19 protein-coding genes are annotated in these 22,546 nt (G+C 48.1%); 11 read left to right on the top strand and 8 right to left on the bottom strand.

Annotated elements, in window-relative coordinates; genetic code table 11:
- Positions 1-23 precede the first annotated feature (23 nt).
- The 6 genes from infB (at position 24) to ACOQOZ_RS09630 (ending at position 7,621) form a co-directional block, all read left to right on the top strand.
- Positions 24-2,768: a translation initiation factor IF-2 gene (gene infB, locus ACOQOZ_RS09655; RefSeq protein ID WP_420592059.1), complete on the top strand. Its 2,745-nt coding sequence runs from the start codon at positions 24-26 to the stop codon at positions 2,766-2,768.
- 92 nt (positions 2,769-2,860) lie between these two features.
- Entirely contained in the window at positions 2,861-3,259 is a 399-nt protein-coding gene (gene rbfA, locus ACOQOZ_RS09650; RefSeq protein ID WP_420592058.1) for a 30S ribosome-binding factor RbfA, read from the top strand.
- Positions 3,260-3,281: 22 nt separating this feature from the next.
- Positions 3,282-4,238, top strand: coding sequence for a tRNA pseudouridine(55) synthase TruB (truB, locus tag ACOQOZ_RS09645; protein ID WP_420592057.1), 957 nt, complete (start codon positions 3,282-3,284; stop codon positions 4,236-4,238).
- A gap of 110 nt (positions 4,239-4,348) precedes the next feature.
- Positions 4,349-4,618: a 30S ribosomal protein S15 gene (rpsO, locus tag ACOQOZ_RS09640; protein WP_068653922.1), complete on the top strand. Its 270-nt coding sequence runs from the start codon at positions 4,349-4,351 to the stop codon at positions 4,616-4,618.
- Between the two features lie 260 nt (positions 4,619-4,878).
- Positions 4,879-6,981: a polyribonucleotide nucleotidyltransferase gene (pnp, locus tag ACOQOZ_RS09635; protein WP_255858833.1), complete on the top strand. Its 2,103-nt coding sequence runs from the start codon at positions 4,879-4,881 to the stop codon at positions 6,979-6,981.
- A gap of 475 nt (positions 6,982-7,456) precedes the next feature.
- Positions 7,457-7,621: a hypothetical protein gene (locus ACOQOZ_RS09630; protein WP_420592056.1), complete on the top strand. Its 165-nt coding sequence runs from the start codon at positions 7,457-7,459 to the stop codon at positions 7,619-7,621.
- Positions 7,622-7,628: 7 nt separating this feature from the next.
- On the opposite strand, the gene ACOQOZ_RS09625 is transcribed toward ACOQOZ_RS09630, so the two are convergent.
- From ACOQOZ_RS09625 to ACOQOZ_RS09595, 7 genes are all read right to left on the bottom strand, one after another.
- Positions 7,629-7,910: a hypothetical protein gene (locus ACOQOZ_RS09625; RefSeq protein ID WP_420592055.1), complete on the bottom strand. Its 282-nt coding sequence runs from the start codon at positions 7,908-7,910 to the stop codon at positions 7,629-7,631.
- A 250-nt stretch (positions 7,911-8,160) separates the two neighbouring features.
- Positions 8,161-8,832, bottom strand: a complete 672-nt coding sequence (locus ACOQOZ_RS09620; RefSeq protein ID WP_420592054.1) for a phosphatase PAP2 family protein — start codon at positions 8,830-8,832, stop codon at positions 8,161-8,163.
- Positions 8,833-8,899: 67 nt separating this feature from the next.
- The gene (locus tag ACOQOZ_RS09615) at positions 8,900-9,760 is read right to left on the bottom strand and encodes an alpha/beta fold hydrolase (RefSeq protein WP_420592053.1); all 861 of its coding nucleotides are present in this window, start codon (positions 9,758-9,760) and stop codon (positions 8,900-8,902) included.
- Between the two features lie 4 nt (positions 9,761-9,764).
- Positions 9,765-10,211, bottom strand: coding sequence for a YbaN family protein (locus tag ACOQOZ_RS09610; RefSeq protein ID WP_420592052.1), 447 nt, complete (start codon positions 10,209-10,211; stop codon positions 9,765-9,767).
- A complete protein-coding gene (locus tag ACOQOZ_RS09605; protein WP_420592051.1) occupies positions 10,208-12,517 on the bottom strand; it encodes a CCXG family PEP-CTERM protein in 2,310 nt (769 codons plus the stop codon). Before ACOQOZ_RS09605 ends, ACOQOZ_RS09610 begins: the two co-directional genes overlap by 4 nt.
- Positions 12,518-12,617: 100 nt before the next feature.
- Positions 12,618-13,598 (bottom strand): GlxA family transcriptional regulator, encoded by a 981-nt coding sequence (locus tag ACOQOZ_RS09600; RefSeq protein ID WP_420592050.1) that lies wholly within the window; start codon positions 13,596-13,598, stop codon positions 12,618-12,620.
- Positions 13,599-13,807: 209 nt separating this feature from the next.
- The gene (locus ACOQOZ_RS09595; protein WP_420592049.1) at positions 13,808-14,002 is read right to left on the bottom strand and encodes a (2Fe-2S)-binding protein; all 195 of its coding nucleotides are present in this window, start codon (positions 14,000-14,002) and stop codon (positions 13,808-13,810) included.
- A 294-nt stretch (positions 14,003-14,296) separates the two neighbouring features.
- On the opposite strand from ACOQOZ_RS09595, the gene prfB reads away from it, so the two are divergent.
- From prfB to ung, 3 genes are all read left to right on the top strand, one after another.
- A protein-coding gene (prfB, locus tag ACOQOZ_RS09590) for a peptide chain release factor 2 (protein ID WP_420592048.1) occupies positions 14,297-15,392 on the top strand; the annotation gives its coding sequence in 2 pieces (ribosomal slippage) (positions 14,297-14,368 and positions 14,370-15,392; 1,095 coding nt in all).
- A 194-nt stretch (positions 15,393-15,586) separates the two neighbouring features.
- Entirely contained in the window at positions 15,587-17,134 is a 1,548-nt protein-coding gene (lysS, locus tag ACOQOZ_RS09585; protein WP_420592047.1) for a lysine--tRNA ligase, read from the top strand.
- Between the two features lie 99 nt (positions 17,135-17,233).
- Positions 17,234-17,914 (top strand): uracil-DNA glycosylase, encoded by a 681-nt coding sequence (gene ung, locus ACOQOZ_RS09580; RefSeq protein WP_420592046.1) that lies wholly within the window; start codon positions 17,234-17,236, stop codon positions 17,912-17,914.
- A gap of 126 nt (positions 17,915-18,040) precedes the next feature.
- Here the strand turns inward: ung and ACOQOZ_RS09575 are convergent, their stop codons facing one another.
- On the bottom strand, positions 18,041-20,062 hold the full coding sequence (locus ACOQOZ_RS09575) for a methyltransferase domain-containing protein (protein ID WP_420592045.1): 2,022 nt from the start codon (positions 20,060-20,062) through the stop codon (positions 18,041-18,043).
- A 279-nt stretch (positions 20,063-20,341) separates the two neighbouring features.
- Here ACOQOZ_RS09575 and fliS point away from each other — a divergent pair, with 279 nt between their 5' ends.
- On the top strand, positions 20,342-20,800 hold the full coding sequence (gene fliS, locus ACOQOZ_RS09570) for a flagellar export chaperone FliS (RefSeq protein ID WP_420592044.1): 459 nt from the start codon (positions 20,342-20,344) through the stop codon (positions 20,798-20,800).
- 264 nt (positions 20,801-21,064) lie between these two features.
- Positions 21,065-22,525 carry a sigma-54 dependent transcriptional regulator gene (locus tag ACOQOZ_RS09565; protein WP_420592043.1) on the top strand — a complete coding sequence of 487 codons (1,461 nt, stop codon included), beginning with the start codon at positions 21,065-21,067 and terminating at the stop codon, positions 22,523-22,525.
- The last annotated feature ends 21 nt before the right edge of the window (positions 22,526-22,546 follow it).

Genomic DNA, 22,546 nt, shown 5'->3' with positions numbered 1-22,546 from the left:
TCCGCTCGGCATAGGAGAAACGTATGGCAGATGTAACAGTTAAAGAACTCGCCGACGTGGTAAATATCGGCGTTGATCGCCTGCTGTCCCAGATGAAAGAAGCCGGTCTGCCTCAGACCGGTTCTGACGATGCAGTATCAGATGATCAGAAGCAAACTTTGCTGGCTTTCTTAAAGTCCAGTCATGGTGAGTCTGGTGACGCCCCGAAGAAAATTACCCTGAAGCGTAAAGCAACCACGACATTAAAAGTGGGTGCAGGTGGCAAGAAACAAGTAAACGTAGAAGTGCGCAAAAAGCGTACCTACGTGAAGCGCGATGAATCTGAGCTGGCAGCAGAAAAAGCACGTGTAGAAGCGAAAGCGGCTGCAGATCAGGCTGCTGAAGATGAAGCAGCTCGCGCTGCGGAAGCGGCACAAGCGAAAGCGGCGGCTGATGCAGAACAGGCCGCAGCAGAAAAAGCTCAGGCTGACAAAGCAGCTGCGGAAGCAAAAGTGGCTAAAAAGCCAGAGCCTAAGGTTAAGAAAGAAGCGCCTAAAGCGCCTCAGATGCCTAAAGCGACCGCTACTGCTAAGCCAACTGCTCGCGTAGTGGCGAAGAAGGTAGAAGAGAAGAAGCCAACGGCTACTCTGAAACCAAAAGCAGAAGCTAAGCCAAAAGCAACCGCAAAACCTAAGGTTAAAGTAACGCCAGCTGAAGAGCGTCGTGCTAAGCCAAGTAAGCCAGTTGCTAAGGTTCGTCAGAAGCCAACCGAAGATGAAGCAGCGCAAAAACGTGCTGAAGCTGAAGCGGTTCAGGCTCGCCAGGATGATGGCGGTCGTAAGCGCGGTAAAGGTGGTGATCGTCGTAATGGTGATGATCGCGACAAGCGCTTCGTTGATGGTTCTGAGCAGGATCGCAATGGTCGCAACAAAGGTCGCAATAAAGGTAAGTTGAAAGGCGCTGCGCGTCGTCAGCAAAACCAGGCGGCTAATGCTAATAACGAACATGGATTCAGCAAACCAACCGCTCCGGTAATCAAAGAAGTTGAATTACCAGAAGCAATTTCTGTTGGTGAACTGGCGCAGAAGCTGGCTGTTAAAGCCGGTGAAGTGATCAAAGAGCTGATGAAACTGGGCGTAATGGCAACCATTAACCAGACTCTGGACCAGGATACTGCCACTCTGGTGGTTGAAGAAATGGGCCATAAAGTTTCTAAGCTGATTTCTGATAATGAGTTGGAAGAAGCGGTAACTGAGTCGGTTTCTTACGAGGGTGAACAAACTACCCGTGCGCCGGTTGTTACCGTAATGGGTCACGTTGATCACGGTAAAACCTCGCTGCTGGATTACATCCGTAAATCGCGCGTTGTATCAGGCGAAGCCGGTGGTATTACCCAGCACATTGGTGCATACCACGTAGATACTGATCACGGCATGGTGTCCTTCCTGGATACGCCTGGACACGCGGCGTTTACTTCGATGCGTGCTCGTGGTGCTCAGTCGACTGACGTTGTAATTCTGGTGGTTGCAGCAGACGATGGTGTGATGCCACAGACCGAAGAAGCGGTACAACACGCTAAAGCGGCGGGTGTTCCAATTGTTGTTGCAATCAACAAGATGGATAAAGAAGCGGCGGATCCGGATCGTGCTAAAAACGAACTGGCGGCTCGCGACGTAATCCCTGAAGACTGGGGTGGTGATGTACCGTTTGTACCGGTATCTGCACACACAGGTCAGGGCATCGATGAGCTGTTAGAAGCCGTTATCCTGCAAGCAGAACTGCTGGAGCTGAAAGCTCACTTCGACGGCCCGGGTCAGGGTGTTGTGGTTGAGTCACGCCTGGATAAAGGTCGTGGTCCGGTTGCTACGCTGCTGGTTCAGAACGGTACTCTGAAGAAAGGCGATATCGTACTGGCAGGTACTTATTACGGTCGTGCCCGTGCACTGCTGGATGAGAACGGTAAGCCAACGGACGAAGCTGGCCCGTCTATCCCGGTAGAAATTCTGGGTCTGGGTGGTACGCCTGACGCTGGTGACGTATTCATGGTTGTTGAAAGCGAGAAGAAGGCACGTGAAGTGGCTGAATTCCGTGAAGCCAAGCTGAAAGAACAAATTCAGCAGCGTCAACAGAAAGCCAAACTGGATGCGCTGTTCGCAGGCATGCAGGAAGGTGAGCAGGCGAACCTGAACATCATTCTGAAGACCGACGTTCGTGGTTCTCTGGAAGCGATTGCTGCTTCTCTAGAGAAACTGGCAACTGACGAAGTGAAAGTAACTATCGTATCTTCCGGTGTTGGTGGTATTACAGAAACTGACGCAACCCTGGCTGTTGCTTCTGGTGCAGTAATGTTCGGCTTCAACGTTCGTGCGGATAACGCTGCGAAGAAGGTTGTCGAAGCTAACGAAGTGGATATGCGTTACTACAGCGTGATCTACGATCTGCTGGACGACGTTAAGCAAGCGATGGGTGGCCTGTTGGCTCCTGAGCTGCGCGAAGAAATCGTTGGTATCGCGGAAGTTCGTGACGTGTTCAACTCACCGAAATTCGGCCAGATTGCTGGTTGTATGGTGGTTGACGGTACTATCTACCGCAACAAGAAGATCCGTGTACTGCGTGAGAACGTAGTGATCTACGAAGGTGAACTGGAATCTCTGCGTCGCTTTAAAGATGACGTACAGGAAGTTCGCCAGGCGATGGAATGTGGTATCGGTGTTAAGAACTATCAGGATGTTCGCCCTGGCGATCAGATTGAAGTGTTCGATGTGCGTGAAATTGCGCGTACACTGTAAACCGGCTTCCAAGCCTATCAGTGCTTAATTGCACGACTCAAAGCCCGGTCTGTTTTCAGACTGGGCTTTGCTGCTTTTGAAAGAGAATAAACATGCCAAAAGATTACAGCCGTACATCACGACTGGGCGAACAAATCCAGCGTGATCTGGCACAAATGATTCAGTTTGAAATGAAAGACCCGCGCCTGGGTATGGTGACATTGAACCAGGTAAAAGTGGCTAAAGATTTAGGTTATGCCGATATCTACTTCACTGTGATGGGCGCCAAAGGTGAAACGGATGAACAAATCCGTGAGCAAACCGAAAGTATCCTGAACGATGCGGCTGGCTACCTGCGTTCTGAACTGGCGCGCAGTATGACCACCCGTGTGACGCCGCAGCTGCGTTTCCACTATGACGAAACGCTGGAGCGTGGTCATCACCTGACTGGCCTGATTAAAAAGGCTCGCCAGGAAGACGATGCTCACCAGAATGATGATTCTGAAGACTAATTGCTAGCAGGTCATAAGTAGCGTGGGACGTAAGAAAAAAGGCCGCCCAGTCAGCGGCATTCTGGTGCTGAACAAACCCCTGGGGTTAAGTTCGAATCAGGTTTTGCAAAAAGTGAAGTGGCTGTTTCAGGCGCAAAAAGCCGGTCATACCGGAGCGCTGGATCCACAAGCCAGTGGTGTTTTACCAATCTGTTTGGGTGAAGCCACTAAGTTTTCTCAACTGTTGCTGGATTCCGATAAAGGTTACGACACCACAGCCAAGTTGGGCGAAATTCGTTCGACCGGTGATGCTGAAGGTGAGGTTATCAAAACCGCGGATGTTCCTGAGTTATCAGGCGAGCAGGTCGAAGAAGTGCTCAAAAACTTTCGTGGTGATGTGGTTCAGGTGCCACCGATGTTTTCCGCATTGAAGCTCGATGGCAAACCTCTGTACGAACTGGCCCGTAATGGTATGACGGCGGAAGAAGCTCAGGCCATTGCTGAGAAAAAACGCCGTACCATTCAGATTCATGAGCTGACGTTGAACGATCAGCGCTCTGATGAACTGGATCTGTCAGTGCGCTGTTCCAAAGGCACTTACATTCGAACTCTGGTGGAAGACATCGGTAATGAGATTGGTTCGGGTGCTTATGTCTCTATGTTGCATCGTACTCATTCCGGGCCGTATCACTCTGGTCAGATGATCACGCTGGAAGAGCTGGAAGCCCTGGCGGAAGAGGGCGGAACCGAGGCGTTAGATAAATTGTTGCTGCCACCCGAGACCGCTTTACCGGAAACTTGGCCAGTGATTGAACTGACCCGGGCTGAAGCCGAAAAGATCCTGCAAGGTCAAGCGGTGAGTACTGGCTTAACAGAAGCACCTTCTGTACAATTATGGGCCGCTGAATCCGGGCGAAAGCAGTTGATCGGTATTGGCCGCATTGAACGAGGTGGTATTCGACCACAGCGTTTGTTGCAGGTACGCCTGTTAGCTGACTAATTGAGGCACTCACAAGGTGTCGACGGATACGCCACATAAGTGGCAGCATCCCACTGTTAATGTGCACGGTGGTGATGTATTCGAATGCACATTCATTGGAGTATATACAGATGGCATTATCTGCTGAAAAGAAAGCTGAGATTGTAAATGAGTACAAAACTGCTGAAGGCGACACTGGTTCTCCTGAAGTACAAGTTGCTCTGCTGACCTTCAACATCAACGATCTGCAAGGTCACTTCAAAGCACACGCTAAAGATCACCACTCTCGTCGTGGTCTGATCCGCATGGTTAACCAGCGTCGTAAGCTGCTGGACTACCTGAAGCGTAAAGATGCAAACCGTTACTTAGAGCTGATCAAGCGTCTGGGTCTGCGTCGCTAAGATCTCGCTTTACAACAAAAGCCCTCCGGGGCTTTTGTTGTTTTAGCTAAAAGGATTTTTGTCTGTATAACGGACTTTAAACTGTTCAGTTCCTGAACAACTGTGGTGCCAACCCCATTTGATCGTGTTGTTGATCAATGGTGGTGCTTCTAACCATTCACCTTTCCGCTTTGTTCCAAAGAGCGAAGCACCGAAGGGTTAATGCTTAGAAGCACCGGCAGTCGGAACTGGTGAATTTATATTATTAAAGGAAATTTTGAATGAGCACTAAACCAGTTGCTTTAACCAAAACCTTCGAATTCGGTGGCGAAACCGTCACTTTAGAAACCGGCCGTATCGCTCGTCAGGCTGACGGCGCTGTACTGGCTACTATCGGCAAAACTCAGGTGCTGGCTACCGTTGTAGCTGCGAAAAGCACTAAGCCGGGTCAGGACTTCTTCCCTCTGTCTGTTCACTATCAGGAAAAAATGTACGCCGCTGGCCGTATTCCTGGTGGTTACCTGAAGCGTGAAGGTCGTCCTTCTGAAAAAGAAACTCTGACTTCTCGTCTGATTGACCGTCCGATTCGTCCGCTGTTCCCGAATGGCTTCATGAACGAAGTTCAGGTTATCCAGACTGTTGTTGCTGCAGAAAAAGACGTTGATCCGGACATCTGTGCCATGATCGCAACGTCTGCAGCACTGAGCATTTCTGGTATTCCGTTTAACGGTCCTATTGGTGCAGCACGTGTAGCTTTCACTGATGACAACGGTTACACCCTGAATCCAACTTACAGCCAGCTGGAAGATTCTCTGCTGGATATGGTTGTTGCGGGTACTAAAGACGCGGTTCTGATGGTTGAATCTGAAGCCGACGAACTGACCGAAGACGAAATGCTGGGTGCGGTTCTGTTCGCACACAAAGGTTTCCAGTCTGCGATCACTGCCATCAGCGAGTGGGCTGAAGAGCTGAAAGTTGAACAGTGGGATTGGCAAGCTGAAGCGCGTGACGAAGAACTGTACAACGCCGTTAAAGCCGAAGCAGCTGCTGGTATCAGCGAAGCGTACACCATCTCTGACAAACTGGCTCGTTACGGTCGTATCGACGAAGTTAAAGCCGCAGCCGTTGAAAAGCTGGCCGCAGCTGAAGGCGAAGAAGGCTACAGCGCTGACGATATCGCTGGCATGGTTGGCGAATTGAAGTACGAAGTGGTACGTCAGCGTGTTATCGACGGTCAGCCTCGTATCGACGGTCGTGACAACGAAACCGTACGTCCTCTGACCATTGAAACTGGTTGTCTGAATACTGCTCACGGTTCTGCAATTTTCACCCGTGGTGAAACTCAGGCGATCGTTGCGACGACTCTGGGGAGCGCACGTGACGCACAGATGGTTGATTTCCTGCACGGTATGACCACTGATCCATTCCTGTTCCACTACAACTTCCCTCCATACTCTGTTGGTGAAGCTGGCCGTATGGGCGGTGTTGGCCGTCGTGAAATCGGTCACGGTCGTCTGGCTCGTCGTGGTGTTCAGGCGATGATGCCGGATCAGGAAGAGTTCCCATACACTATCCGTGTAGTATCTGAGATCACAGAATCGAACGGTTCTTCTTCGATGGCTTCCGTATGTGGCGCGTCTCTGTCTCTGATGGACGCTGGTGTTCCACTGAAAGCACCTGTTGCTGGTATTGCTATGGGTCTGGTTAAAGAAGGCGAGAAGTTCGCGGTTCTGACCGACATCCTAGGCGACGAAGACCACTTGGGCGACATGGACTTTAAAGTAGCCGGTACTGATGAAGGTATCACTGCACTGCAGATGGATATCAAGATCGAAGGTATCACTGAAGAGATCATGGAAATCGCTCTGACTCAGGCTAAGAAAGCCCGTTTCACCATTCTGGAGCAAATGAACGCGGTTATCTCTGAGCCACGTACTGAGCTGTCTGAAAACGCGCCAACCATGACCAGCATGAAGATCGATTCTGACAAGATTCGTGACGTAATCGGTAAAGGTGGCGCAACCATCCGTGATATCACCGAGAAGACTGGTGCTTCTGTTGATATCGACGACAACGGCAACATCAAGATCTTCGCAGCTGATAAAGCCGGTGCTGATGCTGCACAGAAGATGATCGAAGAGATCACTGCTGAAATCGAAGTGGGTGTTACTTACGAAGGTAAAGTAAGCAAGATCGTTGACTTCGGTGCTTTCATCACCGTACTGCCAGGCAAAGATGGCCTGCTGCACATCTCTCAGATCAGCGAAGAACGTGTTGAAAACGTAGCTGACCACCTGACTGAAGGTCAGATGGTTAAAGTTCACGTGATGGACGTTGATCCTAAGGGTCGTGTGAAGCTGACTATGAAAGGCGTTGAACAGTAAAAAACTACCCGCGTTGCCACTGCAGCGTTAAAAACAGACTCAATATGCTCATTTATTAGTTATAAACTGCGCTATTTCGTCTGTTTTTGCCTTGCATTGTCGGCCTCGCTAACGTTTCTTAGTCAAAGCTTTAGAATAAAAAACGCCGCTGTTGTTAACAACAGCGGCGTTTTTTTATGCATTCAGATAGGTCAAAGACGTGATTAGGTTGGTAAAAAATCTGTTACAAATTGTGAAATATCAACCTTAAAGCCATCAGGGTTACTGGCTACACTATGAGCCAACTGTTGCTTCTGTCTATCTAAACATCATTTTTTTAGTCATATTCCTGAGCAGATGAAGCTAATGATAAGGTTTTCGATTGTGTACATGTCTGGGATGCAAATTTAGTGGTTCTATCGTACTTGATTGGCGTTTGCTGTCTGGGGGAGATTTATTTTAACCTTCAGTAAAACAAAAATAAGATTTCTACATCATGGCTCAGGTAACTCTTACGACATTTTTAGTTTTAACGCTGGCTTTGACCTACTGGGTTGGCTTTGCTGAACCGGAAGTGGTTGTGCGGGAAGTGAACGTATCATACGAGCTTGAGAATGCAGAAATTGCTTCACTGCGACGTTCTGCCGTTGTCAGACCTTAAATTCCGCTCATGCCTGAATATCAATAAAACGTCCCAACGAACCCTCTGATTGCAGATCCTGAGTTTGCAAGAACGCATTACTTTCCCTGGACTGGCTCTGCCGTTGTTGTTGTTGCTCCGCCTGTTGCTGGGCGAGAAACTCCAGATCGCTAATATCTGCTGACACTACCTCAACTTCATCAATTCGTTTAACCTGCTCACGCACCGGCCGTTCGGAGCGCTGGGGCTCCTGACGTGCACTTCTGTCTGGCGCAATAAAGTTATTCTGAAGCGGGTTAAGTGAATTCATAAGCAGCGGAAGGTGTAGTTATCAAAACACTATAGCAACGGATGACGGCCTTGCTCCAGTGATGTTACAAATCTTTCAGGCATAAAAAACCCAGCTTAAAAAGCTGGGCAAAAGGTGTCGATAAACACAAGGAGATCAGGGTTCATGCACGAGAAGCTTTGTCAGACAACGCTGCTCGATTTCCAGAACCTGAATTTCAGTTTGCCGTTTCTAAGACGAGTGTTCTAGGCAATTGGGCGCCTTGTATGTATCAATTGGGGTCACTCTCAATACCTCGCCTGTTAAAAAGCCAGGAAGACATAAACAGACAGGTAAAGTACACAACATACCCGGCAAAAATTGTATCACTGAGGAAGTGTCCTCCCTGAACAATTCTCACCAGACTACTGATGACGCCTAAGCCTATGCCAAACCAGAACCAGCGTTTCGAGCGGAAAACCCAGCCCAGAGCCATAAAGAAGAAGCCCATCGCAGAGTGACCACTTACAAACGATTTGCAGCGCTTCTCACAGCTGTCTGACACAACGAAAGCCGGAGTGAAACCACTTCCGCCGTTGAACTCCTGAACCTGGCGTGGGCGTGGACGCTCAAAGCCTTCCTTGAAAACACCATGTACGATCAGACCGGGGCCAATCAATAAAACCAGAAACAGGAACAGCAACGGGTTGCGGTGTTGCTTGCTGATGCCATTACGCCAGAACGTCATACCAATACAAATCAGCATAATCGGCAGCAAAAAATGCGGCATGTAGCGAAACAGGGCATAAATGGAAGTGTTAACCGGGTGGTACTTCAACGGCCACTGTTGATTTTCATGGTCGTAAAAATAATTGCTGACTGCCAGATCAATCTCCGGCCAGATCATAAATAAGGCGGCCAGAATAATCAGGCTGATCCAGTCAAAATGACGTTTTAACAACATGGCGTTTTCCGCGAAAAATATTCAGACGCGGCAGCTTACCTTGTCATTTCGCTGACGTCATCTCCTATCAGACGGACGAAGTTTCGAGGACTAATTGAGATACGGAAGCCGGGTCTTCCAGTTGCGGATAGTGGCCAATGCCGGGTAATTCGTAGATGTGGTTGGTTTGTACGATCTGACGGTAACGTCGAACCATATGAGCGCCGGAAATTGGATCATCACTGCCATTAATCAGAACCAGAGGAGTGCGGCTATTTGCCAAAGCGCTGACCCAGCGCTCACGATGTAAGCGTCGTTCTTTCATATAGTGAATCAGCTTTGGCATAACAGCTGGCCCCTGGTTATGGGCCATTAACAGCCACAGGCCATCCAGTTCTTCGCTTGATAACGGCTTGGCACAGATTTTTGCGAAAGAACGCAGAAACAGTTTTTTGTTAATAAAAAACGGTGTCAGAAACCCCACTGGTGACAGCATCAGTTTTTGCACAAACAGGGCGCGATGGGTTTCGGGAAACAGGCCGCCGTTTAACAAAAACATTTGCTGAATGTGATGTTTGTGATGATCTCGCGCGAGCAGTTCCTGAGCCACGGTATCGCCGTAGTCATGAGCAAGAACAGAATGGTTTTCTATTTTCAGATGCTGTAACAGTGCCTGCTGCAGATCAGCCTGAAAATTAATGCTGTAATCAGCATTCGGGTTCTTACTGGAGAAGCCAAAGCCCAGCATATCAACCGCAATCAGGTGATAGTGTTTTTCCAGAGTACTCCACATGGGCGACCAGTCCCATGACGCACTGGGAAAACCATGAATTAATAATAATGCGGGTTTGTCAGCCGGATTGACGGATGTCCAATAGCAAAACTGTTCGCCACGAAAATGGAAGATTTGGGCGTTTTCCTGCCACTGCTTCAGGTCAACCACTTGCATAGAATTATCCGTCCTGATTGTCGCTACGTAGTTTAAGAGTTGGCAGGCGCAGAATATAAACACTGACTAATAAACCAACGATTGGCAGGATGATTTGTACAGTTATTCTCGGTACAAAAATAAAGGCGGTGGAAATTAATGAGGTCCACATTAATATCAGGGTATAGATTTTTGCTTTAACCGGGAGGCCTTTGCCATCGAGATAATAAAGCAGATATTTCCCCATACGTGGATGTGATACCAGCCAGTTATAAAAGCGGGGAGATGTGCGTAAAAAGCAGGCGGCTGCGACTAGCAGAAAAGGTGTGGTTGGCAGCACAGGCAAAAAAATACCAATAAAACCGAGAAATACGCTGAGCCAACCCAGGCCAAGTACCATCAGCCGCAATATTGGCTGATTGATACGTTTTGCTGATTTCGCAGAAGCCTGGGAAGTTTTGGTCTCGGTCACTGTAGTCGAACCCGATATTGATAGCTGAACTCGGGTTCCAGCGTATCGAATTTCGGTTTAAATGTCCCATTAAAGCTCATTCGGATTTTTCGTACCAGCGGATCAAACCCCGTGGCTGGTGTCACCGGGTTTCCGGCAGCGTTCAGGTAGGTTACGGTAACTCCTGCGATATTCAGCCCGCTGGCTTTATTACCGGCGCCGTCTGTGAAACTTAAGGAGCCGGTTTGTAATTCACTACCATCATCGATCGCTTGCTCAAGTACGGTGGTATTCAAATCACTGCTAATATTGCCTAGGTTTTTCGCCACGACCGTGTAGTTGATGACTGCGCCGGGAATTGCTTTAAAGTTTGAGCTGTTAATCGGATCACTGATCACCGCAAGCACAGAAGAAAGCTCAATATTTTGGTCAGCTGTACAATTAAAGAACTGACTGGTCGGGATTAACGAATAACTACTGTCGCCGGGTCTGCGCCAATACGCTCGGAAACTGTCACCGCCAGCATTTTCCTGATGTCGGAACCTGAAACGAAAGAAACCCTGACCAAAACCGTTGTTAATAATCGTGGCTGGACTATTCGTTTGTGGATTATTTATGGCGCCATGGCCACCATACCAGGCAGCAATGTGTTCGACATTGTTGGAGTCGAACAGTGTCAGCTCAACCGCATCGTCACCATCGACGGCAAAGCGATAGTCTCCATCGGAATCTAAGCGGATATAGCCATCAAAAACGGTCAAGTATTGCTCGTCACTACCGAATGGGTTAGCAGAGCCATTCACCTGATTAAGTAGCGTGTAGCCATAAAGAGTTGGCCCTTTGGCATAACTGTTTTCCAGAGTGTCGAACTCGGCTTTATTGTCAGCCCAGCCATTCCCGTCCGGGTTTCCCACGGTATTAAAAAAACCGGTGACAAGGCCTGGTTGAGCGGAGCAGCCGCCCGTCAGACCTGACGGCAGATTTAATGCGCGTATAGCCAGACTGATTGCTCTGGTGTTGTTATTGAGATCTGCGTCGTACTGTAAGCCAGTGACGGTCGCTGATAGCGTCACCGGGCTTGGCAAGGTAGAGGTTGGAATCAGATTTAATGTAATGTCCGGAAAGAAAGCTCCGGAACTGACTGCCGTCGAATAAACGCAGTTTAATGTGTTGCCTGTGCTACCCGGACAACTCCAGCCGTTTAATGTACTGGAGTCCAGATTAAGGTTGCCCGGCAGTGTAATATCTAAACGGGTATCTGGAAGGGTTGGCTTGTCACCGTTGTTTCGAACTTTGTAGGTCACTGCGCGTGGACTGGCTTCTACCCAGACATCCGGAGCTGTGCTGTTATTGCTGCCACTGCCAAATGACATCACTTCAAGCTCAGCGCGACACACGGTATGGGCACCAAACGCGATATTGGTTTGCACCGGGCATGCGGCTGATCGGATGTCGATATTACTGGTGGTAAACGTCTGCCAGGAACCACCAGGCTTTCTGAATTGCACGGTGATACCACCATCACAGCATCCTTCAAAACCTAATACTTCAAGTTTGTGGTATCCGGCTGTTAGGTTGATGCCACCTTCTAACACATCACTGTTAGACCAGTTGTTGGCCCACCACAGATCGTCATTCCACTGTTCTTCTAAAGCTGTGCTGTTAACAAATAAACCGCCGCCGCGACCAAAGTCCGAGCCATAACGAAATTCCCAGAATCCTGCTTCACCGGGTTTAACTTCAAAGTAACTTTCTGAGCGGGCACCAAAATTGTCGCGGCGCTGGCTGGGGGAAAACTGGTTGCGGTTGGTAATGGCGGTGAAGTCAGTAATAAACTTACAGCCATAACCTGTCACACCATCGGCAGCGGACTCAAATGCATTAACGGCTTGTGTGTAATTGGTTGGGTTCGCGCTGGTATTGCGGGTATGAAAACGAATGCCCGGGTAGGTGAATACCGGTGGAACCTGAGTGATTGGCTGAGCATTCTGATTGCCATAATACAGATACAGTGTTCGGCTACCAGGAGACAGAGAGGAAAAACGTACCCAGATAGAGGCAGTTTCTGTGCTTTGATCCCAGCGATCGATCCAGAAATCCAGGGCGGTATTGTCATCGCTATCGAATACACGTAAATCCCGGCCATCGCTGCTCCAGTCATAACCGCTAAACAAATCGCTGGCAGTGATATTGATTCGAACCTGATAGTTATCAGGCACGTTGGCGGAGGTATTTACAGTTACCTGAGTTTTAAATGGCCAATGGCAATCCAGCGCTGCAACAGCCGGAAAAGAAAACAACAACAAGCAGATTACAAACCAACGCATATCAGTCTCCATGATAGAGGCGCCATTTTACTGAATCAGACTTGTGGCTCCTATTAGCTGAACGGTCAAAATTGCCTTAAAACAAAGAATTAATCAGATTTTACAATCGACGTGCAAAACGGCGACGATATTCTGTCGGTGTCAGGCCGGTTTTCTTACGGAACAGGCGACGGAAAGAGCTGGCGTCTTCATAACCCACATCATTCATCACCACATCAACCGTACGTTCGGTTTCTTCCAACAGCTTCTGTGCACCTTCAATGCGTAACGATTGCACATAGGTATTCGGTGGCATTTCCAGCGCGGCATTAAAGCGCCGGATCAGAGTTCGTTTGGAAACACTGAAGCGTTCTGCCAGTTGTTCCACGGTGAATTGCTCGGCGTAATGTTGTTCCAGCCAGCTTTGCGCTTCACGCACTAAATCGTCTTTATGCGGCTTGGATAAACGCATCAGAGAGTATGACAACTGGGTGTCGCGACGATAATCAATCACAAAGGCTTTAGCTGTTTGAATCGCCGCTTCGAAACCAATCTGGCGTTCGATAATATGCAGCCCCAGATCGAACCAGGCTAAGCCGCCGCCAGCACAATAAATGTTATCGGAGCGGGTAATCAGCTGATCGGCTTTTAACTCGATCTGTGGATAGTGTTGCTGGAATTGTTCTTTAAAGCCCCAGTGGGTTGTGGCGGTTTTATGATCGAGAATACCGGATTCAGCCAGCAGGAAATTGCCAGTGCAGTTACCAGCGATGGTCCAACCTTGCTGATTGGCTCGTTGCAGTAAGGCCTGTAATTCAGGCGTATGTTGAACAACTTCCTCGATTGGGCCGCCGATTGTTGGGATAACAATGGCATCGGCTTCGGTAATATCATCGAAGCTCATATGAGCGCCAATCTGCAGACCATTAATACAGTGGATCGGACCGCCGTCTTTGCTGGCGATTTTTACATTAAACGCTTTTTCCGGTTGCTGACCCTGAATCAGGTTCCAGGTGACGCCCGCAAGGCCAAATAAATCGGTAACGCCGGTTATGGCGGAGGCGAGGGCTTTATCAAATCCGGCGACAACGATATTCAGCATGGCACTCTAACGTAATTCAATCGGTTGGTGGATCGGCCACTCTCGCAGGGGATAGTGGCACAAATAACTGGTATGCAGGCATATTGAACCTATCCGATTGGCTTAACAAGCATTATTGATGGGATATGCGACAGAGTTGACCTTGTATTGCTATTTTTCAGGCATAAAAAAACCAGCTCTTGGCTGGTTTTAGTTCTATATGTACGGTGTTAGCTGGCTTCTGCGAACTCACACACCGGCATTTTATTCGAATGCTCACGGATCATTTGTTTCGCACTCTGGCCGCAGCAACCGCAGTCGGTGCCTACGCCCATTTTCTGGCGAATCTGTGCGTAGCTGTCACCGTTTTCAACAGCTTGCTGAATCTGCTGCTGGGTGATGCCTTTGCATAAACAAACGTACATTGGGGTCTCAACCTTGATGGAAATCTGAATGAGAATGACTATGGATTGAACTTTAAGCGTAATGCGAAGAATTTGCAATAAGTTTGTATTCGCATTTGTAACTGAATTCTCAAATGTCAGGAAATACACATAGACCTTTGCGTTGGCGGAAGGTCGCATCCTGGCCACGCCTCAGGTAAAATGCTGCCTCTTTTTTGTCTGCCAACTTCGTCGAGCAATTGCGGCTCCGATATCCGGTTTGGTCATGACAGTCCCTTTATAGATAGCAGCTATAGAAAGAAGCGAGACAGAGCCTTGGAAATCAATCCTATCGTCGAACAGATTAAAGACCTGCAAGCGCGTACAGACGTGCTTAGGGGGTACCTTTGACTACGCTACCAAAACCGAGCGTTTAGAAGAGGTAGAACAGGAGCTGGCACAACCGGACGTTTGGGATGATCCGGACCGTGCACAGGAACTGGGTAAAGAACGTTCTTCCCTGGAAGCGGTAGTAAAAACCATCGATGACCTGAATACCGGTCTGGCTGACAGCCGTGATCTGTTAGATATGGCGGTGGAAGAAGATGACGAAGGTACGGTTGATGATGTTCGTGAAGAACTGAACGGTCTGCAGGCTCAATTAGAGACGCTGGAATTCCGCCGTATGTTCTCTGGCGAGCTGGACGAAAATAACTGCTATGTGGAAATTCAGTCAGGCTCCGGTGGTACCGAAGCGCAGGACTGGGCCAATATGATGCTGCGCATGTACCTGCGCTGGATCGAAGCTCACGGCTTTAAAGGTGAGCTGATGGAGGTTTCCGAAGGTGAAGTTGCCGGTATTAAAGGTGCAACCATTCAGGTTGAAGGCGAATACGCTTACGGCTGGCTGCGTACAGAAACCGGTGTTCACCGTTTAGTGCGTAAATCACCGTTTGACTCTGGTAATCGTCGTCACACGTCTTTCTCTTCTGTGTTTGTTTCGCCGGAAGTGGATGACAATATCGATATTGAGATTAATCCGGCGGATTTACGGATCGACGTATACCGCGCTTCCGGTGCGGGTGGTCAGCACGTTAACCGGACGGAATCTGCGGTACGTATCACTCACTTACCAACCAATATCGTAACTCAGTGTCAGAATGATCGTTCTCAGCACAAGAACAAAGATCAGGCAATGAAGCAGTTAAAAGCTAAGTTGTATGAGCACGAGTTACAGAAGCGCAATGCAGAATCCCAGGCACTGGAAGATTCAAAAGCAGATATTGGTTGGGGCAGCCAGATCCGTTCTTATGTATTGGATGACGCTCGTATTAAAGATTTACGTACCGGTGTAGAAAACCGCAATACCCAGGCGGTATTGGACGGTGATTTAGATGCCTTTATTGAAGCTAGCTTGAAGCAAGGCCTTTAATTATTAAGCACTACACAAGATTTTTTCAGTCGCACACATCGTAAGGCACATCCTTGTGCCTGCGATGCGCACGCAACATCCTGTTGCTGCTTTGAAAAAACTTCTGAAGTGCTCTTAAAAGCTTCAGTTGCTGCTCATAAAAACAGTATCTGAAGGCTTAAGAATTCGGCAAAGATTAGAATTTGGAATCAGAAATGACAGATCAAAATACTCCAGCGCCTGCGGCTGAAGCACAAAGTGCAGATGAAAATAAGTTAATTGCCGAGCGTCGTCAGAAGCTTGAGCAAATGCGTGAAGACTGTAATGCCAACGGTCACCGCAACGATTTTAAACGTGAAAATCTGGCAGGCGATTTGAAAGCCGAACACGGCGAGAAGTCAAAAGAAGAATTAGCCGAAGCGGGTATTAAAGTTTCCGTTGCTGGTCGTGTTATGGGCAAGCGTGGCCCGTTCGTTGGTTTCCAGGATAGCACCTCGCGTCTGCAGGTTTACATGGGTAAACAACTGCAAAAAGAAAGTGATGCCTGGCAGAAGCTGGATATCGGCGACATTATTGGTGCATCCGGTACGTTGCAGTTATCCGGTAAAGGTGAGCTGTACGTAGAAGTCGACGACGTTGAAGGTTTTACCATTCTGACCAAATCTCTGCGTCCGCTGCCGGACAAATTCCATGGTCTGGCTGACCAGGAAATGAAATACCGTCAGCGTTATGTGGATCTGATCATTAATGAAGATACCCGTAACACCTTTATGATCCGCTCCAAGGTAATCGAAACCATGCGTTTCTACCTGTCGCAGCGTGGTTATATCGAAGCAGAAACACCAATGCTGCAAACTATTCCGGGTGGTGCAACGGCTAAGCCATTTGAAACGCATCACAATGCCCTGGGCATTGATATGTTCCTGCGTATTGCACCGGAACTGTATCTGAAGCGTCTGGTTGTGGGTGGCTTCGATAAAGTATTCGAAATTAACCGTAACTTCCGTAACGAAGGTCTGAGCACGCGTCACAATCCGGAATTCACCATGATTGAATTCTACCAGGCGTATGCGACTTACCACGACCTGATGGACCTGACCGAAGATATGCTGCGTACCATCGCTGAAACGGTTCTGGGTACCACTACCATTAAATACGGTGAATCTGAGTACGACTTTGCTCAGCCATTCCAGCGCATGACTATGGTTGAAGCGATTCTGAAATATTGCCCGGATTTCGATCAGGCAGTCTTTGCGAATCCAGAAGAAAACTTCGAGCAGTTAAAAGCTTATGCTAAGCAAGTTGGTGTGCCGGATTCTCCGAAGCAGGCTGCCTGGGGCCCAGGTAAATACATCTGTGAAATCTTCGAAGAAACCGCAGAAGAAAAACTGGATCAGCCAACCTTTATTACCGAATATCCATGGGAAGTATCACCACTGGCGCGTCGTAACGACGACAACCCATTTGTGACTGATCGCTTCGAATTCTTCGTCGGTGGCCGTGAGCTGGCAAACGGCTTCTCGGAGCTGAATGACGCTGAAGATCAGGCAGCACGCTTCCGTAAGCAAGTCGAAGAAAAAGACGCTGGTGATGACGAAGCAATGCACTTCGACGACGATTATATTCGTGCGCTGGAGTACGGTATGCCACCAACAGCGGGTCAGGGTATTGGTATTGACCGTCTGGTGATGTTATTCACTGACAGTCATACTATTAAAGATGTGATTTTATTCCCGCATATGAAGCCGCTGGCAGACGGCTGATGCTAACTGCACTGTCGGCGTTAGCGCTTTAAAATAAAGTAAAAGAAAAACAGGTAGCTTTGCTGCCTGTTTTTTTATCCGATTTTTATAAAGGATTTTATGATGGGCAAACCGGGCGAACTTCATCCTTCCTGGCAGCAGGTGTTAGGCCATGAGCTGCAGCAACCTTATATGCATAACCTGCGTGAGTTTCTGCGTACAGAGAAACAAGCGGGTAAAGAAATATATCCTCCTGGCCCATTAATCTTTAATGCCTTTAACCATACGCCGTTTGAACAGGTGCGGGTGGTGATTATTGGTCAGGACCCGTATCACGGTCCGGGTCAGGCGATGGGATTAAGCTTCTCGGTGCCAGATGGTGTGAAGGTGCCGCCGTCATTGGTTAACATCTATAAAGAGTTAAACGCTGACCTGGGCGTTCAGATGTCAGGTACAGGTGATCTGACGCCCTGGGCTGATCAGGGGGTTTTGCTGCTGAATGCGACGTTAACCGTTGAAGCAACCAAAGCGGGTTCTCATCAGAAGAAGGGCTGGGAAGAGTTTACTGATGCGGCAATTAAAGCATTAAACGAACAGCGTAGCGGCTTGGTGTTTGTTTTATGGGGAAGTTACGCCCAGAAGAAAGGGGCAGTGATAGATCAGAGCAAACATATGGTACTGAAGTCGGTGCATCCATCGCCACTGTCTGCGCATCGTGGATTTTTTGGTCAGCGTCAGTTCTCGACCATTAATCAGTTTTTAATTAATCAGGGCCAGGCTCCGATTAATTGGCAGCTGTAATGTTATAAAGATTTGGTAGGGTCTGTATTTTTCATAGCAGCGATAGGATATCGCGGTAGGATCTAGGGCCATGGACGGCCCACAGATCCGGCGGCTGAAAAATACGGACTCTGTCAGATCTTGAGGCTAAGGTTTACGTGCATAAAACTGATACATAGCCGCAAATAACTCAGGTTTATGATTCTCTACTTCTCCCCACTGATCCAGAGTCAACTGATGGCCTGATTTATTAAATAGCTGCTGCGCCAGTTGTTCACTTTCACCTTGCGGAATCATGCCGATAAATTCTAATTCTGCGTCATCGAGTAGCTGCTGAAGTTGCTGACAGTTATATGTGTGTTCCTGCTGGTGGAATAACAGATCCCGACATGCACTCAAACTATAAAAGTCCGCCGAATTAAAGATGTCTGACCAGTCACCTGTCAAGGAGCCTTGTAACATCGCCTCGCGAATCAAGCGCATATCATTCGCTTCGGTTGGCATATGCTGTCCAAGGTCATTTCTGAGTTTAATAATATTTGCACGGGCGGCTGTACTGTATAAAGCAATCTTAATAAGGCCATTGCTTTTCAGTTGTTTTACTAACGCGTGTAAGCCAGCTTGTGGATCTTGCATGTGGTGCAGAACACCCGAGCACTCAATCACATCAAATTGCTGGCCCAGCCGTTCTGCCAGTAAAATATCACCCTGAATAAAATCGATATTTTTAACCTGATACTGATCCGCTTTTACTTGTGCGTATGCCAGTGCCTGATGACTCAGATCCAGTGCTGTAATTTCCATATGATGGAAATAGCGTGCTAAACGCAAAGCGTGTCGGCCGGTACCGCTTCCGGCAACCAGTGCTCGGATCGGATTAGGTTGTTGTCGTATGGCAATTTTTTCAGGAAATAAATTAGCCAGCGCCTGCCAATAGCCGCTGGGCTGGCTATAACCAATATCACTCCAGCGGGGATATGGATTGTTGTTGTATTGATCGGCAACTTTCTCCGATACCTGATTGTTCGAACTGCCAAAGCTGGTTAAATGTTGCTGCTTCTCTTGTAGTGACTGAGCTTCAATTAATGCTTTTTCTATCAGGTTGCCAAGGGGAAGTGGCCAGGCCAGAGCTTCATTATCAAGAAGGCTGGCGAATTTACATTGTTGCGGTGACTGATACATAAACAACAATAATAAAATCGGGTAAAGATCCTGATTCCCCAGCTCTGGCATATTAATCATGCGGCCTGCAAGCTGATGAAGCTGCTCGACCAGCTTACTTTCCTGCTCTGTTTGATACCACACGGATTCATTAAGGAAAGTTTGATGGCCGATAGCGCTGGCCAGTGGAATTAAATCATTGGTAATCGATAGCTGAGCCGAGCTGGAAATAAATACGCTCTGGCGCAGGGTAATCAGCAGGCGCTCAAGAATCGGGTCGCAGAAATAAAACTTTTCGAGGCAGGTGAGTAATAATGGGTCGCTTGCCAGTGCTTCAAGCTCCAGCGGACTGCCTGCTTCAGACAAATGAAGTTTATGTTTTAATAAACTGCTCGCCAGTGGTCTCAGCTGCGAGTAATCAACATCGTGAAAATCCAGATAGCGTAATAAATCCTGCTCAAGCTCATCGGAATAAAAATCTGCAGTCAGTTTTTCTGCTGCAGAAAACAGCCCGGATTTAACCTGCGGATCCTGGGCCTGAGTTTTAATTAATTCGCGGTAATACTGGAATGCCTGTAAATAATCCTGTTTTAACAACGCGATATGAGCAAGGTAGTTACCGGATTTAGTAGCTACCCGGGATATTTTATAAGCCTTGCTGAAATAATTGTGTGCTCGCTCGAGATCTTGTTCTGCGAGAGCGACATGGCCAGCGCTGTACAGCAAGTTGATGCTATCGGGTTTTTGCGACAGGCCCAGGCTAACCCAATGCCAGGCATGATCAATATTGTGACGTTGTAATTCGATACGGCAAAGCAGATTAAGCCCGGGCACATAGTTGGGTTTGATCTGCCAGGCTTGCTCAGCGAGCTGTGCAGCATCGGCCAGCAGTAATTGGTTGTCCTGCTCGATAGCGTCCTGATAGAAGTGGCTGGCCAGCTGGTACAAATCCTGATGCTGGTCGCCTGTGTGTTGTACTTCTCTGAGGTTCAGTTGTGCAGTTGCCATTGGGTAGCCTCGAACTGTTACCGCTCGTTGGGTAAAAATATTTCTGTTGTTGTTCGCTAAGCAGGCTGTGTGCCAATTCTTAAGTTGCTGAAATATAAGGAAAATAATCGGATTTAGGTGCTTTGGAGCGGAAATGAGCGGATGCTGAAGGTAAGTGCTTGCCGCTTTGCCGCTTAAGGATTCACTGCTAATTGCATCCGCTGGCAACAATTTTACTAAAGATTTCCGGATACGTGCCGTCATACTGAAAACGAGACATTAAATTCAGGAGACACCTACATGTACAACTCAGGTGCTAAGCAGTATCAGCAGGTGAACCGCACGTCGGAAGTGCTGGACGCTGATCCTCATCGTCTTATCCAGTTGTTGATGGAGGCAGCCCTAACCCGTATGTCCCAGGCAAAGGGGGCTATCGGCCGTAACGAAATGGATACCAAAGCCAATTTGTTAGGCCGGGTTATGGAAATTATCCAGACGTTGCAAGACAGTCTGGATCATTCTCAGGGTGGTGATATCTCGACAAATTTTGAGCGTTTGTATTCTTATATGAACCGACGCTTATTAGAGGCGAGTCGTCTCAATGACGTTGATATGATCGATGAAGTCATGTCTTTGTTGCTTGAAATTAAGCAAGGATGGGACGGAATTCGTCAGGAATATCTGGAAACGTTGAATAAACACAGCGCTGTTTCCAAAGCGGATACCGAGTCTCGTCTCGCCGGTCAGGTAACTGTCTGAATTTACTTCTGAATTTCGGCATCATTAATAAATAAGACTCTAAGTACTTATTTTTTCTCATGATTCTGTTGTTGTCGTCTTGTCTTTGGGCGACAACTTCAGCTATAAATGACCCAAGTCTAACGACTGAAATTAAAAACAAAAAACAACGTCAGAAGTTTGACTTCTCTGCAGTTTGATACTTAACTGCATTAACCGTTGTCAAACAATCGACGCTAGCAACGCTTCGCTAGGGTCAAATTGGGAAGGAAAGGGCTGGTCGCCATGTGGAGAGAAATTAAGGTTCTGCTGATCGATGATGATGAGCAGAGGCGTCACGATCTGAAGGTCATTCTGGACTTCCTTGGGGAAGAAGCCATAGTGGCTCAGCCCAGCGATTGGCGCAGAGAAATTGAAGGTAAAGTAGAAGACAGTACTGAAATCAGTGCTGTTTTATTAGGTGATAGCAAAAATATTCCGGTCGCTGATGTGATTGAAGCACTGCTGACCTGGGATAAAGGCATTCCTATTTTATCGATTGGCACGGCTGTTCAGGCAGAATCTTTACCTGAAAATATTCGTCGTGCTTTGTTGGCTTCGGTAGAAATGCCACCGAGCTACAACAAGTTATTAGATAGCCTGCATCGTTGCCAGGTATATCGCGAGCAATACACTCACAACCGCAGTCGCGGTGAGCGTCGTGAAGTTCAGCTATTCCGCAGCCTGGTTGGTACCAGTCGTCAAATCCAGCACGTGCGTGAATTAATTATGCAGGTGGCGGATAAAGACGTCAGCGTTATGATTCAGGGGGATTCCGGCACGGGTAAAGAGGTGGTTGCACGTAATCTGCATTACCATTCCCATCGCCGTAACAAGCCATTTGTACCGGTTAACTGTGGTGCAATTCCGGCAGAATTATTAGAAAGCGAACTGTTTGGTCATGAAAAAGGCGCATTTACCGGAGCGATTAACAGTCGTCCGGGTCGCTTCGAAATGGCTGAAGGCGGCACCTTATTCCTCGATGAAATCGGCGATATGCCTCTGAATATGCAGGTGAAAATTCTGCGTGTTTTACAGGAGCATACGTTTGAGCGGGTTGGTAGCAATAAAACCTTGAACGCTAATGTGCGCATTATTGCTGCAACGCATAAAAATCTGGAGAAGATGATCGAGGACGGTACATTCCGTGAGGATTTGTACTACCGCCTGAATGTTTTCCCTATTGATATGCCATCTCTGCGCGAGCGTGTGGAAGATTTACCATTGCTGTTGAATGAGCTGGTATCTCGCCTGGAGAATGAAAAGCGGGGTTCCATTCGTTTTAACTCCGCTGCCATTATGTCTCTGTGTCGTCACGACTGGCATGGTAACGTACGCGAATTGGCGAACCTGGTTGAGCGTCTGGCTATTCTGCATCCTTATGGTGTGGTTGGTGTGAATGAACTGCCGAAGAAATTCCGCCACGTTGATGATGGTGACGAAGGTTTCTCTGTTCCTGCGGTTGCCGATGTGACCCAGACCGAAAATGGTTTGGCCGGTATCGACTCTCCGGCATTATTGCCTGTTAATGGCCTGGATCTGAAAGAGTATCTGTCCGATCTGGAATGTTCGTTGATTCAGCAAGCGCTTGATGATGCCAATGGTGTTGTTGCCCGTGCGGCTGAAAAGCTGAACATTCGTCGTACCACACTGGTCGAGAAGATGCGGAAATACAATATCTCCCGTAAGGAAAAAGACATCGCCTGATGTCTGTTTCCTGTATCTCGC

Source organism: Bacterioplanoides sp., assembly GCF_965219715.1.
Lineage (GTDB): Bacteria > Pseudomonadota > Gammaproteobacteria > Pseudomonadales > Oceanobacteraceae > Bacterioplanoides.
Note: the sequence above shows the minus strand (reverse complement) of the source record. Positions and strands in the feature narration are given on the sequence as shown.